This window comes from Microbacterium sp. BDGP8 (assembly GCF_029991045.1).
Lineage (GTDB): Bacteria > Actinomycetota > Actinomycetes > Actinomycetales > Microbacteriaceae > Microbacterium > Microbacterium plantarum.
Genome location: NZ_CP120712.1, coordinates 444,923 through 459,860, shown reverse-complemented (window position 1 = coordinate 459,860; position 14,938 = coordinate 444,923). Strand labels below are relative to the sequence as shown.

The 14,938-nt window shown below is 71.5% G+C and carries 17 protein-coding genes; 9 read left to right on the top strand and 8 right to left on the bottom strand.

The features are described from left to right. Window positions 1-9 precede the first annotated feature (9 nt). On the bottom strand, window positions 10-1,806 hold the full coding sequence (locus tag P6897_RS02205) for an alpha/beta fold hydrolase (RefSeq protein WP_112616139.1): 1,797 nt from the start codon (window positions 1,804-1,806) through the stop codon (window positions 10-12). A 127-nt stretch (window positions 1,807-1,933) separates the two neighbouring features. On the opposite strand from P6897_RS02205, the gene P6897_RS02200 reads away from it, so the two are divergent. After that, window positions 1,934-3,250: an MATE family efflux transporter gene (locus tag P6897_RS02200; protein WP_282501966.1), complete on the top strand. Its 1,317-nt coding sequence runs from the start codon at window positions 1,934-1,936 to the stop codon at window positions 3,248-3,250. Between the two features lie 84 nt (window positions 3,251-3,334). Next, window positions 3,335-3,844 carry a hypothetical protein gene (locus P6897_RS02195; RefSeq protein ID WP_114589054.1) on the top strand — a complete coding sequence of 170 codons (510 nt, stop codon included), beginning with the start codon at window positions 3,335-3,337 and terminating at the stop codon, window positions 3,842-3,844. Window positions 3,845-3,862: 18 nt separating this feature from the next. On the opposite strand, the gene P6897_RS02190 is transcribed toward P6897_RS02195, so the two are convergent. Beyond that, window positions 3,863-4,468, bottom strand: coding sequence for an RNA methyltransferase (locus P6897_RS02190; RefSeq protein ID WP_282502631.1), 606 nt, complete (start codon window positions 4,466-4,468; stop codon window positions 3,863-3,865). A 101-nt stretch (window positions 4,469-4,569) separates the two neighbouring features. On the opposite strand from P6897_RS02190, the gene P6897_RS02185 reads away from it, so the two are divergent. Further along, complete coding sequence (locus P6897_RS02185; RefSeq protein WP_114589053.1) at window positions 4,570-5,208, top strand: metal-dependent transcriptional regulator; 639 nt, start codon at window positions 4,570-4,572, stop codon at window positions 5,206-5,208. 6 nt (window positions 5,209-5,214) lie between these two features. On the opposite strand, the gene P6897_RS02180 is transcribed toward P6897_RS02185, so the two are convergent. Further along, the gene (locus P6897_RS02180) at window positions 5,215-6,177 is read right to left on the bottom strand and encodes an SDR family NAD(P)-dependent oxidoreductase (RefSeq protein WP_112616129.1); all 963 of its coding nucleotides are present in this window, start codon (window positions 6,175-6,177) and stop codon (window positions 5,215-5,217) included. A 42-nt stretch (window positions 6,178-6,219) separates the two neighbouring features. Here P6897_RS02180 and P6897_RS02175 point away from each other — a divergent pair, with 42 nt between their 5' ends. Further along, the gene (locus tag P6897_RS02175) at window positions 6,220-7,029 is read left to right on the top strand and encodes an HAD-IIA family hydrolase (protein ID WP_112616127.1); all 810 of its coding nucleotides are present in this window, start codon (window positions 6,220-6,222) and stop codon (window positions 7,027-7,029) included. A gap of 112 nt (window positions 7,030-7,141) precedes the next feature. Then, entirely contained in the window at window positions 7,142-7,327 is a 186-nt protein-coding gene (locus tag P6897_RS02170; RefSeq protein ID WP_112616125.1) for a hypothetical protein, read from the top strand. 21 nt (window positions 7,328-7,348) lie between these two features. Here P6897_RS02170 and P6897_RS02165 read toward each other — a convergent pair whose 3' ends face one another. Next, window positions 7,349-7,759 carry a RidA family protein gene (locus P6897_RS02165; protein ID WP_282501965.1) on the bottom strand — a complete coding sequence of 137 codons (411 nt, stop codon included), beginning with the start codon at window positions 7,757-7,759 and terminating at the stop codon, window positions 7,349-7,351. Between the two features lie 77 nt (window positions 7,760-7,836). Between P6897_RS02165 and P6897_RS02160 the strand changes: the two genes are divergently transcribed. After that, the gene (locus P6897_RS02160) at window positions 7,837-8,280 is read left to right on the top strand and encodes a helix-turn-helix domain-containing protein (RefSeq protein ID WP_282501964.1); all 444 of its coding nucleotides are present in this window, start codon (window positions 7,837-7,839) and stop codon (window positions 8,278-8,280) included. Here the strand turns inward: P6897_RS02160 and P6897_RS02155 are convergent. From P6897_RS02155 to P6897_RS02145, 3 genes are all read right to left on the bottom strand, one after another. Continuing rightward, the gene (locus P6897_RS02155) at window positions 8,241-9,332 is read right to left on the bottom strand and encodes an alkene reductase (protein WP_282501963.1); all 1,092 of its coding nucleotides are present in this window, start codon (window positions 9,330-9,332) and stop codon (window positions 8,241-8,243) included. The genes P6897_RS02160 and P6897_RS02155 overlap by 40 nt on opposite strands. A 114-nt stretch (window positions 9,333-9,446) precedes the next feature. Continuing rightward, entirely contained in the window at window positions 9,447-10,025 is a 579-nt protein-coding gene (gene pyrE / locus P6897_RS02150; protein ID WP_112616119.1) for an orotate phosphoribosyltransferase, read from the bottom strand. Between the two features lie 44 nt (window positions 10,026-10,069). Next, window positions 10,070-10,564: a metallophosphoesterase family protein gene (locus P6897_RS02145; protein ID WP_269267055.1), complete on the bottom strand. Its 495-nt coding sequence runs from the start codon at window positions 10,562-10,564 to the stop codon at window positions 10,070-10,072. A gap of 63 nt (window positions 10,565-10,627) precedes the next feature. Here P6897_RS02145 and P6897_RS02140 point away from each other — a divergent pair, with 63 nt between their 5' ends. The 3 genes from P6897_RS02140 to P6897_RS02130 all read left to right on the top strand — a co-directional run bounded on the left by P6897_RS02140 (window position 10,628) and on the right by P6897_RS02130 (window position 13,536). Next, window positions 10,628-11,467, top strand: a complete 840-nt coding sequence (locus P6897_RS02140; protein WP_282501962.1) for an exodeoxyribonuclease III — start codon at window positions 10,628-10,630, stop codon at window positions 11,465-11,467. 72 nt (window positions 11,468-11,539) lie between these two features. Further along, on the top strand, window positions 11,540-12,826 hold the full coding sequence (locus tag P6897_RS02135) for a sensor histidine kinase (protein ID WP_282501960.1): 1,287 nt from the start codon (window positions 11,540-11,542) through the stop codon (window positions 12,824-12,826). 65 nt (window positions 12,827-12,891) lie between these two features. Next, complete coding sequence (locus P6897_RS02130; RefSeq protein ID WP_112616951.1) at window positions 12,892-13,536, top strand: response regulator transcription factor; 645 nt, start codon at window positions 12,892-12,894, stop codon at window positions 13,534-13,536. 12 nt (window positions 13,537-13,548) lie between these two features. On the opposite strand, the gene P6897_RS02125 is transcribed toward P6897_RS02130, so the two are convergent. Further along, window positions 13,549-14,883: a DUF2029 domain-containing protein gene (locus tag P6897_RS02125; RefSeq protein ID WP_240309798.1), complete on the bottom strand. Its 1,335-nt coding sequence runs from the start codon at window positions 14,881-14,883 to the stop codon at window positions 13,549-13,551. Window positions 14,884-14,938 lie beyond the last annotated feature (55 nt).

The window sequence follows — 14,938 nt, the reverse complement described above, 5'->3', positions numbered from 1 at the left end:
TGAGACCATTCAGCGTTCCGTGGTGGTACACCCCTCGGCAACCGGGATGCCGGCGAAACGATCCCTCGTCCAGTCGAACAGCTCGTCGATGAGGGGCGACGGTCGCTCGACGACCCCCGCATGCTCGAACCCCGCGTACGTGCGGAAGTCGACGTCCTGACCGGCCGCGCACATGCGGTCGACGAATGCGGCCTGGGTCTGCACCGGGATGACGCTGTCGGCCCCGCCGTGCGCCAGCAGCACGGGCGCGGTGGAGCGTAGCGGCGCCGTGTTCTCGCGCAGGTGCCGCCCGAGCACTCCGGATGCCGGCGACCGCGAGAACAGCGCCGGGTCGCGGCTCATCCCGAGAGCCGCGGCGACGGAGAGCACGATCGTCGGGTCGGACAGGCACCGCTCCGACATCTGCCGCAGCACGGTCTCCGCGCCGGGACGCACATAGTCGCGGTACTCGATCTCGGGATAGATCGACGAGAACGAGGCGAAGGCGTAGGACGCGAAGATGCTGCCGCCGGTGACACTCGAGATGCCCTGCACGAGAGCTGCGGGGTCGCTCGCCGGCGCGAGGGCGGCGACGCCCTGCACCCAGACCTCGGGAGCGTACTCACGGGCGACCGCGCCCGTCCACAGCGCCGCCGCACCGCCCTGCGAATGCCCCCACACGACGGTGCGGGCGCCGAGGTCGGCCTCCTCGAGCTCGCGCGCAGCCCGAACGGCGTCGAGCGAGGCGTGGGCGCTCGGCAGCCCGACGAGATAGGGATGCGGCCCCTCGGTGCCGAGTCCGATGTAGTCGGTGCCGACGACGGCCCAGCCCTCTTTGATGGCTCGCGGCAGCATGTAGAAGGCGCCCGCCCACAGTCCGCGCGGCTGCAGCGACGGGGCGCAGTGCTGCGCGAACCCGGTGGTCCCGTGGTTCCAGTCGATCACCGGCCATTGCCCGTCGCCCTCGCGCGGCACCGCGACGATGGCGCTCGCGACGCGGACATCTCCGTCGACGCCGGTCGTCGTGTAGAGGATCCGCCACCCTTCCGCGCTGGCCGGGATGCCGGCGTCGAACGGCTCCGCCCGCACGAGACGTCCGGGCTCGTCGGGCAGGTCACGCGGCGCCGCATAGAAGTCGTCGACGACGGTCGAGCCGTCGCGCAACGGCGCTGTCACGATCGTCGTGGTCACGGCCAGCGCGACGGAGGCGATGGCGACCACCGTCCGTCCCCAGCGCCGGCGAGGCCTGCCGTCCGGCCCCACGCGTTCGGCCACGCGGTCGTCGCGACGGCGGCGGAGCCGCGTCCAGAGGTCGACGACGCCGCTCATGATCAGCCGGGCGCCGAAGACGACGGCGGTCACGAGCAGGGTGATGTCGGGCCAGAACAGTGCGAGCGCGCCGAAGATGACGCCCGACGCGCCGAAAGCGGCGTCGGCGATGCGCGCGTCCCAGGTGCGGCCACGCCCGAAGGCTGCGATGACGCCGAGGATGCCGCCACCGAGGAGAAGGATGCCGACGACGACCGCGACGACACGCACCGTCAGTCCCGGCGCGAGGAGGACGATCGCGCCGCCGAGAAGCCAGGCGACCCCCGTTGCCGTGCGCCAGCGCGGGCGGTGCGCCTCGCCCTCGCGCCCGGTGAGCTCGAGGAGGCCTGTCAGCGCCATTCCGCCGCCGATCAACCAGGCGAGGACGTCGAGAGCCGTCGTCGGACGGATGACGATGACGACGCCGAGCACGACGGCCGCTGCGGCCACGACGACGCGCACCCACGTCGGCAGCCGAGCGTGCAGGCGCGCAATCGCCAGGCGTTCGAGCAGCCGCATCCGGCGTCCTCTCCCTCGGTCGATGATCAACGGTAACCGTCGTTGCGGTGGCGTTCCGCGCGCTCGACAGCGACCCGGCGGTCGTGCAAAGGCGGGTCCGCCGGCGTCACGCCTCTAGGCTCGAGTCATGGCGCCCACGCTCAACCGCGAGATCCTGCGGCTGGCCGTTCCCGCCCTCGGCGCCCTCATCGCCGAGCCGATGTTCCTCATCGTCGACGCCGCGCTCATCGGCCACCTCGGCGTCGTGCCGCTCGCGGCGCTCGGCATCGCCGGCGCCGTGCTGCAGACGATCGTGGGGCTGATGGTGTTCCTCGCCTACGCCACGACCCCGGCGGTGGCCCGTCGCTTCGGAGCGGGCGATTCGACCAGCGCCGTCAGCGCGGGGATCGACGGGCTGTGGCTCGCGCTCGGCCTCGGCGCCGTGCTCGCGGCCGCGGGCTCGCTCGCCACGCCGCTGCTGGTCGGCATGTTCGGAGCCGGCGAGGCCGTCGCGACGGATGCCGAGACCTACCTCCGCCTGTCGATGTGGGGTCTTCCGGCGATGCTCATCGTCTTCGCCGCGACCGGGCTGCTGCGCGGCATGCAGGACACCGTCACCCCGCTGTGGATCGCCGGCCTCGGCTTCGGCGCCAACGCGGTGCTGAACGTCCTCTTCATCTACGGGTTCGGCTGGGGCATCGCCGGGTCGGCGATGGGCACCGTGATCGCCCAGTGGGGCATGGTCGGAGCCTACGTGGTCGTGATCGGCCGCCTCGCTCGCCGGCACTCGGCGTCGCTCCGGCCCCGCGCCGACGGCATGCGCGGGTCGGCGCGTCTCGGCGGCTGGCTGTTCCTCCGGACGGTCTCGCTGCGCGCGGCGCTGCTCGCGACCGTCGCCGTCGCGACCGGCCTGGGCACGAGCGAACTCGCCGGCTGGCAGGTCGCCTTCACGATCTTCTCCACCGCGGCCTTCGCGCTCGACGCGCTCGCGATCGCCGCGCAGGCGCTCATCGGGCGTGGCCTGGGTGCCGGCGACGAGGCCTTCGTCCAGCGCGTCCTCGGTCGCACCGTCGCCTGGGGCGCCTGGTTCGGCGTACTCGTCGGGGGCGTCATCGCCGCGACGTCGGGGGTCATCGGGTTGCTGTTCACCGGCGACCCGGCCGTGGCCGCCCTGATCCAGCCGGCGCTCCTCGTCCTCGCGATCGCGCAGCCCGTCTGCGGCATCGTCTTCGTCCTCGACGGGGTGCTGATGGGCGCCGGCGACGCGCGCTATCTCGCGATCGCCGGAGGCCTGAACCTCATCCCCTTCATCCCCGCTCTCCTGGTGATCGGAGCGCTGCATCCGGGCGGCGCGGCAGGCCTCGCCTGGCTCGCGGTGGCGTTCTTCGGCGTCTACATGATCGCCCGGCTGGTCACGCTGGGGTGGCGCGTGCGGCGCGGCGCGTGGCTGCGCATCGCCGTCTGAACCCCGGAGACGCGAAGCCGAACTGTGATCGGGTCGAAACCCCATTCACGTGCGAACCTCAGATTCCGCGCTTAGCGTGGCGGCATGCCGAAGCTCACCTCTGCCGCCGCCGCCGGTGCCGCCGTGCTCGTGGTCGGGATGCTCGCCTCCGGCTGCGCGCAGGAGACAGCGCCGGTCGAGATCCCGACGCGCTCCGACGACCCCCGGACGCTGCCCCGCCCCACCGCCGACGACGCCCGGCAGTGGGCTGACACCGTCATCCCCGAGAACGGGCTCGGCGGGGCGTCCTGGACCCAGCGCGAGGCCGGTGTTCTCGAGCCCGGCAGAGAGCCGATCATCTCCGTCACCGCCGGCGAAGCGCCCGCCGTCGTGACGATCGCCTGCGTCACCGGATCGGGAAGCGAGCTGGCCTACACCGTCACAGCCGACGGCACGACCATCGAGAGCGGAAAGGTGCCGTGCGCCGCCGTCGACGGCAACGCCGAGCCGCACGGCATCCGGGATGTCCCGGCCGACGCGACGGTCGAACTCAGCGCGTCGGCGACGGGTCTGTTCGTCTACGCCGTCACCCCGGACCGCCACCCGGAGCGGTGACCTCTCGCCGGTCGGTCCTCATCGAGCCCAGCGACGGCACCACTCGTACATGACCACGGCGCCCGCGGCCGATGCGTTGATGGAACGCGTCGAGCCGTACTGCGTGATCTCGACGACGACGGATGCCGCAGCCACGGCCTCGGGCGACAGCCCCGGCCCCTCCTGACCGAACATCAGGACGGCCCGCTCGGGCAGGTCGGCGCGGTCCACCGGAACCGACCCCGGGACGTTGTCGACCGCGACGATCGGGAGGTCATTCTCACGTGCCCACGCCGCGAAGGAGGCCACATCCTCGTGGTGGCGGACGTGCTGGTAGCGATCGGTCACCATCGCGCCCCGGCGGTTCCACCGCCGCCGTCCCACGATGTGGACCTCCGCCGCGCCGAAGGCGTTCGCGCTGCGCACGATCGAGCCGATGTTCATGTCGTGCTGCCAGTTCTCGATCGCGACGTGGAAGGGATGCCGGTGCTCGTCGAGGTCGGCCACGATTGCCTCGAGCCGCCAATAGCGGTAGTGGTCGACGACGTTCCGGCGGTCACCGTCGGCCAGCAGCTGCGGGTCGTACCGGGGGTCGTCAGGCCACACGTCCGGACCGCCCGGCCACGGCCCCACGCCGACCGGCAGCTGCGGTTCCGCGTCGACGCCGTCGCGGTCGCCGCTCGCGTCGGCGGGGTCGGGGCGGGTCACCGGGACAGGCTATCCCGCCGCCGCGGATAATCTGGAGTGTGCCCTCCCCCGCCGTCGACGACTACCTGAAGACGATCTACCACCACACCGAGTGGCAGCCGGCGCCGATCACCCCCTCGCAGCTCGCGGCGACGCTCGGGCTCGCGCCGTCGACGGTCACGGAGATGGTCCGCAAGCTCGCCGCTCAGGACCTCGTGTCGCATCGCCCGTACGGACCGGTGGCCCTGACCGAAGCCGGCCGGCGGCGTGCGGCATCCATCATCCGGCGTCACCGCCTCATCGAGACCTGGCTCGTCCGCGAGTTCGGCTACGCCTGGGACGAGGTCCACGACGAGGCCGAGGTGCTCGAGCACACCATCAGCGACCGGCTGCTCTCGGGCATCGCCGAACGGCTCGGCGATCCCCGGTTCGATCCGCACGGCGACGCGATCCCGGACGCCGACGGCGAGGTCCATCGCGAACCGTTCGTGCTGCTCGCCGAAGCGGCGATCGGCCACGAGGGCCGCATCCTTCGCGTGAGCGACCGTGATCCCGCCCTGTTGCGCACGCTCGAGGGCCACGGCGTCGACGTGGGCCACACCCTGACGGTCAGCGGACGCGACAGCGTGCGGCTCGACGGCGGCGGTTCCGTCGTGCTGCCACCCGGTGCCGCCGCGGCCATCTGGGTCACCGCCTGAGCGCGATCAGCTCTTCGCGCGCGTCCGGCTCGCCTTCAGATACGGCCACGGCGTGCGCGTCGTGTGCTCGCAGTACGACCACAGGCGCGCGGCGATGTCCGGATCGCGCGTGATCGCCGCGGGCGTCGCGACGCGCGGCTCGCCCCGGAGCACACCGGCCGGCCCGTAATACTCGCCGCCCGCGGCATCCGGGTCGACGAGAGCGCGCACGAGCGCCCACGCCCCCCGTTCCTTGGACTGCGTCACGGCGACCTGCAGGTTGTCGGTGAAACGCGTCATCCGGGACGGCTCGTTGATGCCGGCGATGCCGCGGGTGCGCCCGCTCGTGGAATAGCCGGGGTGGGCGACCAGGCTCGAGACCGGCACGCTCGCCGCCCGCAGGCGCTCGTCGGCCTCGAGGCCGAGTGAGGTCGTGGCGACCTTCGACTGCACGTATGCGCGCCAGGGCGAGTAGTCGCTCTCGAGCTCGATGTCGGTCGGGTCGTACTTCCAGATCGATGTCGACACCGAGCCGACCCAGACCATGCGGCCGCGGCCGGCGGCGAGCGCGATGAGCAGCTCCCCCGCGAGCGCGTAGTGGCCGAGGACGTTGGTGGCGAACACCAGCTCGTGACCGTCGGGGGTCGTGCGGCGCTGACGCGGCGGATGCACCACCCCGGCGTTCAGGAGCAGGCCGTGGAGGGGCTTTCGGCCGCGAGCGGTCGCCGCCGCTGCCCGCACGGAGCCCAGGTTGCTCGTATCGAGCAGCAGCGTCTCGACCGATCCCACCCCGTCGGGCAGGGCTCGCACGACCGAGGCGCGCGCCGTCGCGAGCCGCTGCGGGCTGCGGCCGGTCATGATGACGTGGGCCCCGGCCGAAGCGAGCTGCAGACTGGCGAAATACCCGAGTCCCGCGTTGGAGCCCGTGACGAGATACCGCTTGCCCGACAGGTCGGGCAGCTTGCGGGGATTCCAGTCGTCGTGGGCCACGAGTGAAGACTACGGCCGGATCGCCACAGCTAGGCTGGGGCCATGCGGACACGCGCCGATATCGAGTGCTGGCTCACGGACATGGACGGCGTTCTCGTCCACGAGAACCACCCCATCCCGGGGGCGGCGGAACTGCTCGCGCAGTGGCGCGAGACGGGCACGCCGTTCCTCGTGCTGACCAACAACCCCTTCTTCACGCCCCGAGACCTCAGCGCGCGTCTCGCGCGGTCGGGGCTGGAGGTGCCGGAGGACCGTATCTGGACGTCGGCGCTCGCGACGGCGGACTTCCTGCGTTCGCAGCATCCGGGCGGCTCGGCGTTCGTGATCGGCGAGGCGGGCCTCACCACCGCCCTCCACGAGGCCGGCTACATCATGACCGAGACCGACCCCGACTACGTCGTGGTGGGCGAGACGCGCAACTACTCCTTCGACGCCATCACGAAGGCGATCCGGTTCATCAACGCCGGCGCGCGGTTCATCATCACCAACCCGGATGCCACGGGCCCCACCCCGGAGGGCGTCGTTCCGGCGACCGGTTCGTTCGCGGCCCTCATCTCGCACGCGACCGGGAAGAGCCCGTACGTCGTCGGCAAGCCGAACCCCATGATGTTCCGTTCGGCGATGAACCGCATCGGAGCGCACTCCGAGAACACCGGCATGATCGGCGACCGCATGGACACCGACGTCGTGGCGGGCATCGAAGCGGGTCTGCACACCGTGCTCGTGCGCACCGGCATCTCGGACGACGCCGAGATCGAGCGGTACCCGTTCCGCCCCGACGAGATCCTCGACTCCGTCGCCGATCTGCTCGAGACGGAGCCGTACGAGACCGAGGATCCGGGCATCCTGTGAACGAGTTCGAGCAGAACCTCCTGCTGATCAGCGTCGCGCTCATGCTCACGACGACCCTCGTGGTCGTCATCGTGCAGTTCGTCCGGCGGCGCCGCGACGGGGACGACGACTGATGTCGATCGTCCTCGCGCTCACCGGTCTCGCGATCCTGCTGATCGCGCTGATCATCTTCGTGCGCAACCAGCAGATCGGCACCGACGGCACGAATCGCGGGTCGACCCGTCGCGGCATCATCCTGCTCATGTTCTTCGGCCTGCTGCTCGGCCTCGCGTCGCAGCTGCCCGTCTTCCAGAGCTGAGCCCGGATCGGCCGCCGGGAGTCAATCGAGGACCGCGGTCGCCTCCACCTCGACGAGGACGTCGGGCTCGAAGAGGTAGTCCACCCCGATGAGCGAGGCCGGCGGCATCGGTGTGGGCAGCCCGATCTCCGCGGCCACATCGTGGACGCCCGCCATGAAGTCGGCGATGCGGTCGGGCGCCCACCCCGTGACGTAGAAGGCCAAGCGGACCACATCGGCGAACCCCGCGCCGGCGCTCTCCAGCGCGGCGTGGGTGTTGCGGAGGGCGTGCGCGACCTGACCGGTGAGATCGCCGGGAGCCACCGACCTGCCGTCGGCGGTTCGGGCGATCTGGCCGGCGACGTGGACCTGGCGCGCGCCGGTGGCAACGGCGACGTGGTGGTACGGAACGGCCTGCATCAGCGAGTCGGGCGACGACAGGTGAACGGTCATGGTGAAGCTCCTTGCATCGTTATTGGTATCTCATGGATACCTGGTGCTCGGAAGTCACTTCAACGAGACTGGGTAGCGTGACCGATACCACCCCCGCCGACGCAGACCGATTCGAGATCGCGGCCCCGCATCGCGACCTGCTCGACCAGGTACTCGACAGGTGGTCGCTCGCGGTGCTGAACGAGCTGTGCGACGCGCCCGCCCGGTTCAGCACCCTCAGGCGCGCGATCCCCGCCGTCACGCAGAAGTCGCTGACCGCGACTCTGCGGCGGCTCGAGCGCAACGGCATCGTGGAACGCGTCGTACTCAGCACCCGGCCGGTCGCCGTGGAGTACCGGGTCACAGCGCTCGGCAAGACCCTGCGCCCGCCCGTCGACGTCATCCTCGCGTGGGCGCAGGAGCATATGCCGCGCATCGAGGACGCGCGTCGCCGCTTCGACGAGGCGATGGATGCGACGCTCGGGTTCGGGTCCGGTGTCGTTCAGACCGCGCCGGCGGGCACCTCGTCGAGGAACGGGTAGTCGATGTAGCCCTCGGCGGTCGAGCCGTAGAAGAGCTCGGGGCGCGCCTCGTTGAGCTCCGCCCGCTGCTCCCACCGGGCCGCCAGATCGGGGTTGGCGATCACGGGGCGACCGACGGCGACGGCATCCGTCCAGTCGGCGATCACGAGGGTCTCGGCCTCCTCGCGGGTCGTCGGAGATCCGAAGCCCGAGTTGAGGATGAAGGGGGCGGCGGCCGTGCGACGGGTGTGCTGCACGAGCTCGCCCGTCGGGTCGGCGCTGAGCACATCGACGAACGCGAGCCCGAGGGGGGCGAGCCCCTCGGCGACAGCCGTGTAGGTCGCGCGGGCGTCGGCGTCGTCGTGCTCGAGCACACCCTGGATGTTGTGCTGCGGCGAGAGCCGGATGCCGGTGCGGTCGGCGCCCACGGCAGCGGCTACGGCCCGGGTGACCTCGACCGCGAAGCGCGCGCGGTTCGCGGGCGATCCGCCGTACTCGTCGTCGCGCACGTTGGAGACGGGCGAGAGGAACTCGTGCACGAGGTATCCGTTCGCGCCGTGGACCTCGACACCGTCGAGCCCCGCCGCGAGCGCGTTGCGCGCGGCCTGCGCGAACTGCTCGACGACCTCGGGCACCTCCGCCGCGGTCAGCGCGTGCGCGATCGGCATGTCGGCCTTGCCCTTCGGGGTGCGGGTCTGCCCGGGCGCAGCCAGCGCGCTCGGGCCCACGACTCGGTCGGCACCGGTGATGTCGGGGTGCGACACGCGTCCGCCGTGCATCAGCTGCATGACGATGGTGCCGCCGGCCTCATGGACGGCGTCGGCGATGCGTCGCCAGCCCGCGATCTGTTCCTCGGTCTGGATGCCGGGCTGCCCGGGGTACGACTTGCCCTCCACGACAGGCCACGTGCCCTCGGTGATGATGAGGCCCTGCCCCGCGCGCTGGCGGTAGTACTCGACCATGACGTCGGTGGGAACACCGTCCTCGCCCGCGCGGGTGCGCGTGAGCGGCGCCATGACGACGCGGTTCGACAGGTTCAGGGCACCGAAGACGGCGGGCTCGTACAGGCTCATACTGAACCACAACCGCCCAGGCCCCGCGCGCTATTCCTCGGCGGCTGCGGTTCACCTGGCAGCTCATGCCCCCTCACGCAGCCCGAAGCGGCGGATGCTGCCAGGTGAAGCGCCTTACTGCGGGGCGAGGCCCAGGTCGTCGAGGTCGATCGCGGCGAGCCACTGCAGCCCGGCCTCCTCGACCGCTGCCTGGGCGCCGGTCTTGCGGTCGACGATGACGGCCACCGCGACGGGCTCAGCGCCCTCGCGCCGCAGCGCCTCGACGGCCTTGAGTGCGGACTGGCCGGTGGTCGAGGTGTCCTCGACGACGACGACGCGCTTGCCTGCGACATCCGCGCCCTCGACCTGCCGACCGCGGCCGTGGTCCTTGGGCTCCTTGCGCACGACGAACGCATCGAGGGGGCGGCCCGCGCGCACCGACTCGTGCATGACGGCGTTCGCGATCGGGTCGGCGCCGAGGGTGAGGCCGCCGACCGCGACGACGCCGTCGACGTCCGAGATGAGGTCGAGCATGATGCGGCCGATCGCCGGCGCGGCGCGGTGGTCGAGCGTCAGCCGACGCATGTCGACGTAGTACGTCGCCTTCTTGCCGCTCGAGAGGGTGAAGTCGCCGTGGAACACCGCCTCGTCCTGGATCAGCCGGATGAGATCCTGGCGGTCGGCTTCGAGCTCGGGCGTGCCTGCGACGGTCATGACCCCGATTCTACGAGCGGGTCGCCCCGGCCCGACGCCGTCGCTCAGACCACGACGAGGTCGACATCGCGCAGCTCGCCCGCGTCGACCGTGAGCGTGAGGAACGTCTTGTGAGGCTGGCGACGCCGGTCGGTGGGCGAGCCCGGGTTGAGCAGCCGGAGTCCGCGCGGGGTCGTCGTGTCCCACGGGATGTGGCTGTGGCCGAAGACGAGCACGTCGTCATCGGGGTAGACGGCGTCCATCCGTCGCTCGCGCCCCGCCGCGGCGCCGGTCTCGTGCACGACGGCGAACCGCACCCCCTCGATCGTTCGACGCGCCACCTCGGGCAGTCGCGACCGCAGGTCGGCTCCGTCGTTGTTGCCCCACACCCCCAGCACCTCGCCGTGCCGCTCGAGCTCGTCGAGGACGGATGCCGCGACCCAGTCCCCCGCGTGCACGATGAGGTCGGCCGCGTCGGCCGCGGCGAGCACGGCATCCGGCAGGGCCCGCGCCCGCCCGGGGACATGCGTATCGGCGATGAGCAGCAATGTCGTGGCCATCCCCCGACGGTATCCGGATGCCGCGCAGCGGGCGAGGTCCGAGCCGCCGAATAGGCTGGGGGCATGCGTCTTGCCACCTGGAACGTGAACTCGATCCGCGCTCGCGTCGACCGGATCGTCGGCTTCGCGGTGAACGAAGACATCGACGTCCTGGCGATGCAGGAGATCAAGTGCAAGCCCGAGCAGTTCCCGATGGAGCAGTTCGAGGCGGCCGGCTACCACGTCGAGCTCCACGGCCTGAACCAGTGGAACGGCGTCGCGATCGCCAGCCGCGAGCCGATGACCGACGTGCAGATCGGGTTTCCCGGGATGCCGGGATTCCTCAAGGGCCACGAGGGCCCCGACGCGCCGCAGGAGGCGCGGGCCATCGCCGCGACCGTCGGCGGCGTCCGCGTCTGGAGCCTCTACGTCCCGAACGGCCGGTCGCTCGATGACCCGCACTACGTCTACAAGCTCCACTGGTTGCAGGCGCTCGAGCAGTACACGCGCGACACCCTGGCCGCATCCCCCGGCCTCCCCCTGGCGCTCACCGGCGACTTCAACATCTGCCCCACCCCCGAGGATGTCGGCGACCCGACCCTCGTCGAGGGCGTGACGACCCACGTCTCGGCGCCCGAGCGCGCCGCGTTCCAGGCGCTGCTCGACGCCGGCCTCTCCGACACCGTGCGCCCGCTGGTGCCGACCGGCTTCACCTACTGGGACTACAAGCAGCTGCGGTTCCCCCGCAACGAGGGCCTGCGCATCGACTTCATCCTCGGCTCGTCCGCGTTCGCCGATGCCGTCACCGACGCCGCCATCCACCGCGATCAGCGCAAGGGCGAAGCGCCGAGCGATCACGTCCCCGTCGTCGTCGACCTCGACCTCGACGGCGACGACGATGACGACCGTCCGATGATCTTCTGATCGTCGCGACGGCCGTCCGGCTCCCCCGCTCGGGGGATGTCGCACCCCTGCGCGCACCGTAGCGTGGAGGTCATGTCCGTGGCCTCCCCCGTACCCGACGAGCGTCTCGCCGCGACCCCCGAGCAACTGCGCAACGACCTGTGGCTCGCCGCCGCGCTGCTCGTGAGCGCGATCCTCAGCACCTGGCTCGGCAGTGTCGCGCAGGTCTGGGGCGACGACTCACCGCACCTCGGCTGGGGCCTGCTCTACAGCGTGGCGCTGACGGCACCGCTCGCGCTGCGTCGCCGCATCCCCGAGGTCGCGCTGATCGTCGTCGCTGTCGTCTACTTCGTCGGCATGTCGGTGCACATCCCCGAGATGTACGTCGGCAGCATCGCCCTCTTCATCGCGATGTACTCGGTCGGCGCGTGGGTCGTCGATCGGCGGCGGGCCCTCATCGTCCGCGTCGTGGTCATCATCGGCATGTTCTTCTGGCTGCTCGCGGCGATGTTCCAGGCGGCCAGCGAACAGGGCAGCGACAGCGCCGCGGAGTTCTCGCTGTTCTCCCCCGTCGCGGCGATGATGATGCTGCAGTTCCTCTTCAACGTCGTCTTCTTCGCCGGCGCCTTCGCGTTCGGCGAGCGCGCCTACGCGGGCGCGCTCAGCCGCGAGGAGCTCGAACAGCGCACGCGTGAGCTCGAGCACGAGCGCGAGATCACCGCGGCGCAGGCGGTGGCGCTCGACCGCGTCCGCATCGCACGGGAGCTCCATGACGTCGTGGCGCACCACGTTTCGGCGATGGGCGTGCAGGCCGGCGCCGCGCGCACGGTGCTCGATCGCGATCCCGAGGCGGCGCGACGCGCGCTCACCGTGGTCGAGGAATCGGCACGGGCGTCGCTGACGGAGCTCCGCCAGCTGCTCGAGACGCTGCGGACCCCGGATGCCGCAGCACCGCACGATTCGACGCTGCGGCTCGAGGCGATCGCCGAGCTGGTCCGGTACTCGGAGGAGAACGGGATGCCGACCACCTTCACCGTCGTGGGCGAACCGGTCACGGCGTCCGAGGTCGCTCAGGTGAACCTCTACCGCATCGCCCAGGAGGCGCTCACGAACGCGCGCCGCCATGGCGGGCCCGACGCGCGCGCCGACGTGCGGCTGCGCTTCGACGGCGACGAGATCGAGCTCGAGATCGCCAATGACGGCCGCGTGCGCTTCGGGGCGACGCCGGGCCTCGGCCTCGTGGGCATGCGGGAGCGCGCGGCGGCATCGGGCGGCTGGCTCGAGGCGGCACCCCGTCCTCGCGGCGGCTTCCTCGTCCGGGCCCGTGTTCCCGCGAGCGCGCGGTCGTCCCAGCCGAGCGCCGAGGGGGTTCCCGCGTGAGCACGACCACCACGCCCTCGCCCACCACGCCCACGTCGGTGGTGCTCGTCGACGACCATGCCGTCATGCGGGCCGGTTTCCGCATGATCCTCGAGGCGAGCGGCGACATCGCCGTCGTGGGCGAGGCCGGCGACGGCGCGGAGGCCGTCGAGACGGTCGCACGCCTGCAGCCGGACGTCGTCTTCATGGATGTCCAGATGCCCGTCCTCGACGGACTCGAGGCGACCCGCCGCATCGTCGCCGACCCTCGCAATTCCAGCGCGGTCGTCGTCGTGACGACCTTCGACCGCGACGACTACCTGTTCCAGGCGTTGCAGGCCGGAGCCAGCGGCTTCCTGCTGAAGAACGCGGGACCCGAGGAGCTCGCCGCCGCCGTGCGGGTGGCTGCCGCCGGTGACGCCCTCCTCGCTCCGGAGGTCACCCGACGGGTCATCGAGCGCTTCGCGGGCGGCCCACCCGACGCGACCTCCGCGACCACCGAAGCACCCGCCGCGCCGCAGGCGTCGACTCCCGCCGATCACGGCCTCACCGAGCGGGAGGCGGAGGTGCTGCGCCTCCTCGCGCGGGCGCTCAGCAACGCCGAGATCGCGCGAGAGCTCTTCATCGGCGACGCCACGGTGAAGACGCACGTGTCGAACATCCTCATCAAGCTCGGCGCACGCGACCGCGTGGCCGCCGTCGTCCTGGCCCACCGCAACGGCTGGGCCTGACCAGCCGCGAGCTCAGGCCGGGTCGGAGACGGGCGAGAGCGAGGGGCGCGGCACGGGCATCGAGAGGGGCCGCACCGCGCGCGGCATCGCGATGCGCCAGAGCGCCTGGATGCTCCAGATGAACAGTGCGACCAGGAGCACGTTCCGGGCGAGAAGCAGGCTCGCCGCGAACGGGTCGGCGTGCACGAGCGGCATGTAGAAGATCGGGAAGACGAGCGTCGTCAGGAAGCTCGTCACCGCCATCCACTTCGCGGGCGTCCGCCACCGCTCGGGGTCGATGAGCAGCCCCACGACGACGATCGGGGCGAGCCACAGCATGTACTGCGGAGAGCCGACCTTGTTGAAGACGATCAGCGCGGCGGTGAGGGCGAAGGCGCCCAGCACCATGAGGCGACCCTCCGCGCGCTCGACGCGCTGGGCGCCGGCGACCCAGGTCATCCGGGCTCGCACGAGCAGCAACGCGATCGCGGCGAACGCGGCGATCATGAGCCAGCCGACGACCTCGCCGGCAGCCATCGCCCCGTGCCCGATCACCTCGCGGGTGGCGAGCTCGTAATTCTGCTGGATGCGCGCTCCGGGCAGCTCCCAGATCGTCGCCCACACCCACGGCGTCGCGACGGGCGCTTCGAGCTGCGGGGCACGAGTCCCTTGGATCGTGAGGAAGCTGAAGAGGTTCGATGCGCCCCCGGCGAGAACCACCGCGATCATGATGACGACGCTCGCCACGCCACCGCCCACGGCGACCCACCAGCGGCTCCGGCACACCGCGACCACCGCAGCCGCGATGGCGGCCGGCCACACCTTGATCCAGGTGGCGAGCGCGATGAGCGCTCCGGCGACGACGGGGCGCCGCGAGACCCAGACGAGTCCCGCGATGGCGAGCGGAGCAGCGAACCCTTCCAGGCGCAGCATCGACACGGGGGCGAGGAGCAGGATGCTGAGCAGCCAGTACCAAGCGGCCGGATAGGCCGAGCGACGTTGCAGCCGCGCGCCGGCGATCGCGGCGAGCGCGAGCCAGTTGGCGCCGGCGAGCATGAGCAGCCAGACGAGCTGGTACAGGTAGGGGCCCAGCGCGATCGGCGCGACGATCGGCAGCAGCGCGCCCGCCGGGTACACCCACTCGAAGTCGATGATGGGCCAGGTTCCCTGCACGGCATCCTGCGCCCACTGCCGGTACAGCGGGAGGTCGCCCTCCGTGCCGCCCGCGATGATCAGCGGCAGGAGGGCGAGGATGTAGGCCGCGTGGAAGGCCACGAAACCGGTGACGAGACCCCGACGGGTTCGGCCGAATGCCGCCAGTCGCTGGCGGCGCGTCGGGCGGCGGGGGGATGCCGGAAGAGACGTCACCCGGGCATCATAGGCCCCGCGCATATCTGCCCGATGAACGCCGAGGTGGCCGCTG

Bases quoted from the DNA above. Each gene is read 5' to 3' on its own strand.
- P6897_RS02205 (WP_112616139.1), bottom strand. From the start codon at position 1,806: ATGCGGCTGCTCGAACGCCTGGCGATTGCGCGCCTGCACGCTCGGCTG.
- P6897_RS02200 (WP_282501966.1), top strand. From the start codon at position 1,934: ATGGCGCCCACGCTCAACCGCGAGATCCTGCGGCTGGCCGTTCCCGCC.
- P6897_RS02195 (WP_114589054.1), top strand. From the start codon at position 3,335: ATGCCGAAGCTCACCTCTGCCGCCGCCGCCGGTGCCGCCGTGCTCGTG.
- P6897_RS02175 (WP_112616127.1), top strand. From the start codon at position 6,220: ATGCGGACACGCGCCGATATCGAGTGCTGGCTCACGGACATGGACGGC.
- P6897_RS02170 (WP_112616125.1), top strand. From the start codon at position 7,142: ATGTCGATCGTCCTCGCGCTCACCGGTCTCGCGATCCTGCTGATCGCG.
- P6897_RS02165 (WP_282501965.1), bottom strand. From the start codon at position 7,759: ATGACCGTTCACCTGTCGTCGCCCGACTCGCTGATGCAGGCCGTTCCG.
- P6897_RS02155 (WP_282501963.1), bottom strand. From the start codon at position 9,332: ATGAGCCTGTACGAGCCCGCCGTCTTCGGTGCCCTGAACCTGTCGAAC.
- pyrE (WP_112616119.1), bottom strand. From the start codon at position 10,025: ATGACCGTCGCAGGCACGCCCGAGCTCGAAGCCGACCGCCAGGATCTC.
- P6897_RS02145 (WP_269267055.1), bottom strand. From the start codon at position 10,564: ATGGCCACGACATTGCTGCTCATCGCCGATACGCATGTCCCCGGGCGG.
- P6897_RS02140 (WP_282501962.1), top strand. From the start codon at position 10,628: ATGCGTCTTGCCACCTGGAACGTGAACTCGATCCGCGCTCGCGTCGAC.
- P6897_RS02135 (WP_282501960.1), top strand. From the start codon at position 11,540: ATGTCCGTGGCCTCCCCCGTACCCGACGAGCGTCTCGCCGCGACCCCC.
- P6897_RS02130 (WP_112616951.1), top strand. From the start codon at position 12,892: ATGCGGGCCGGTTTCCGCATGATCCTCGAGGCGAGCGGCGACATCGCC.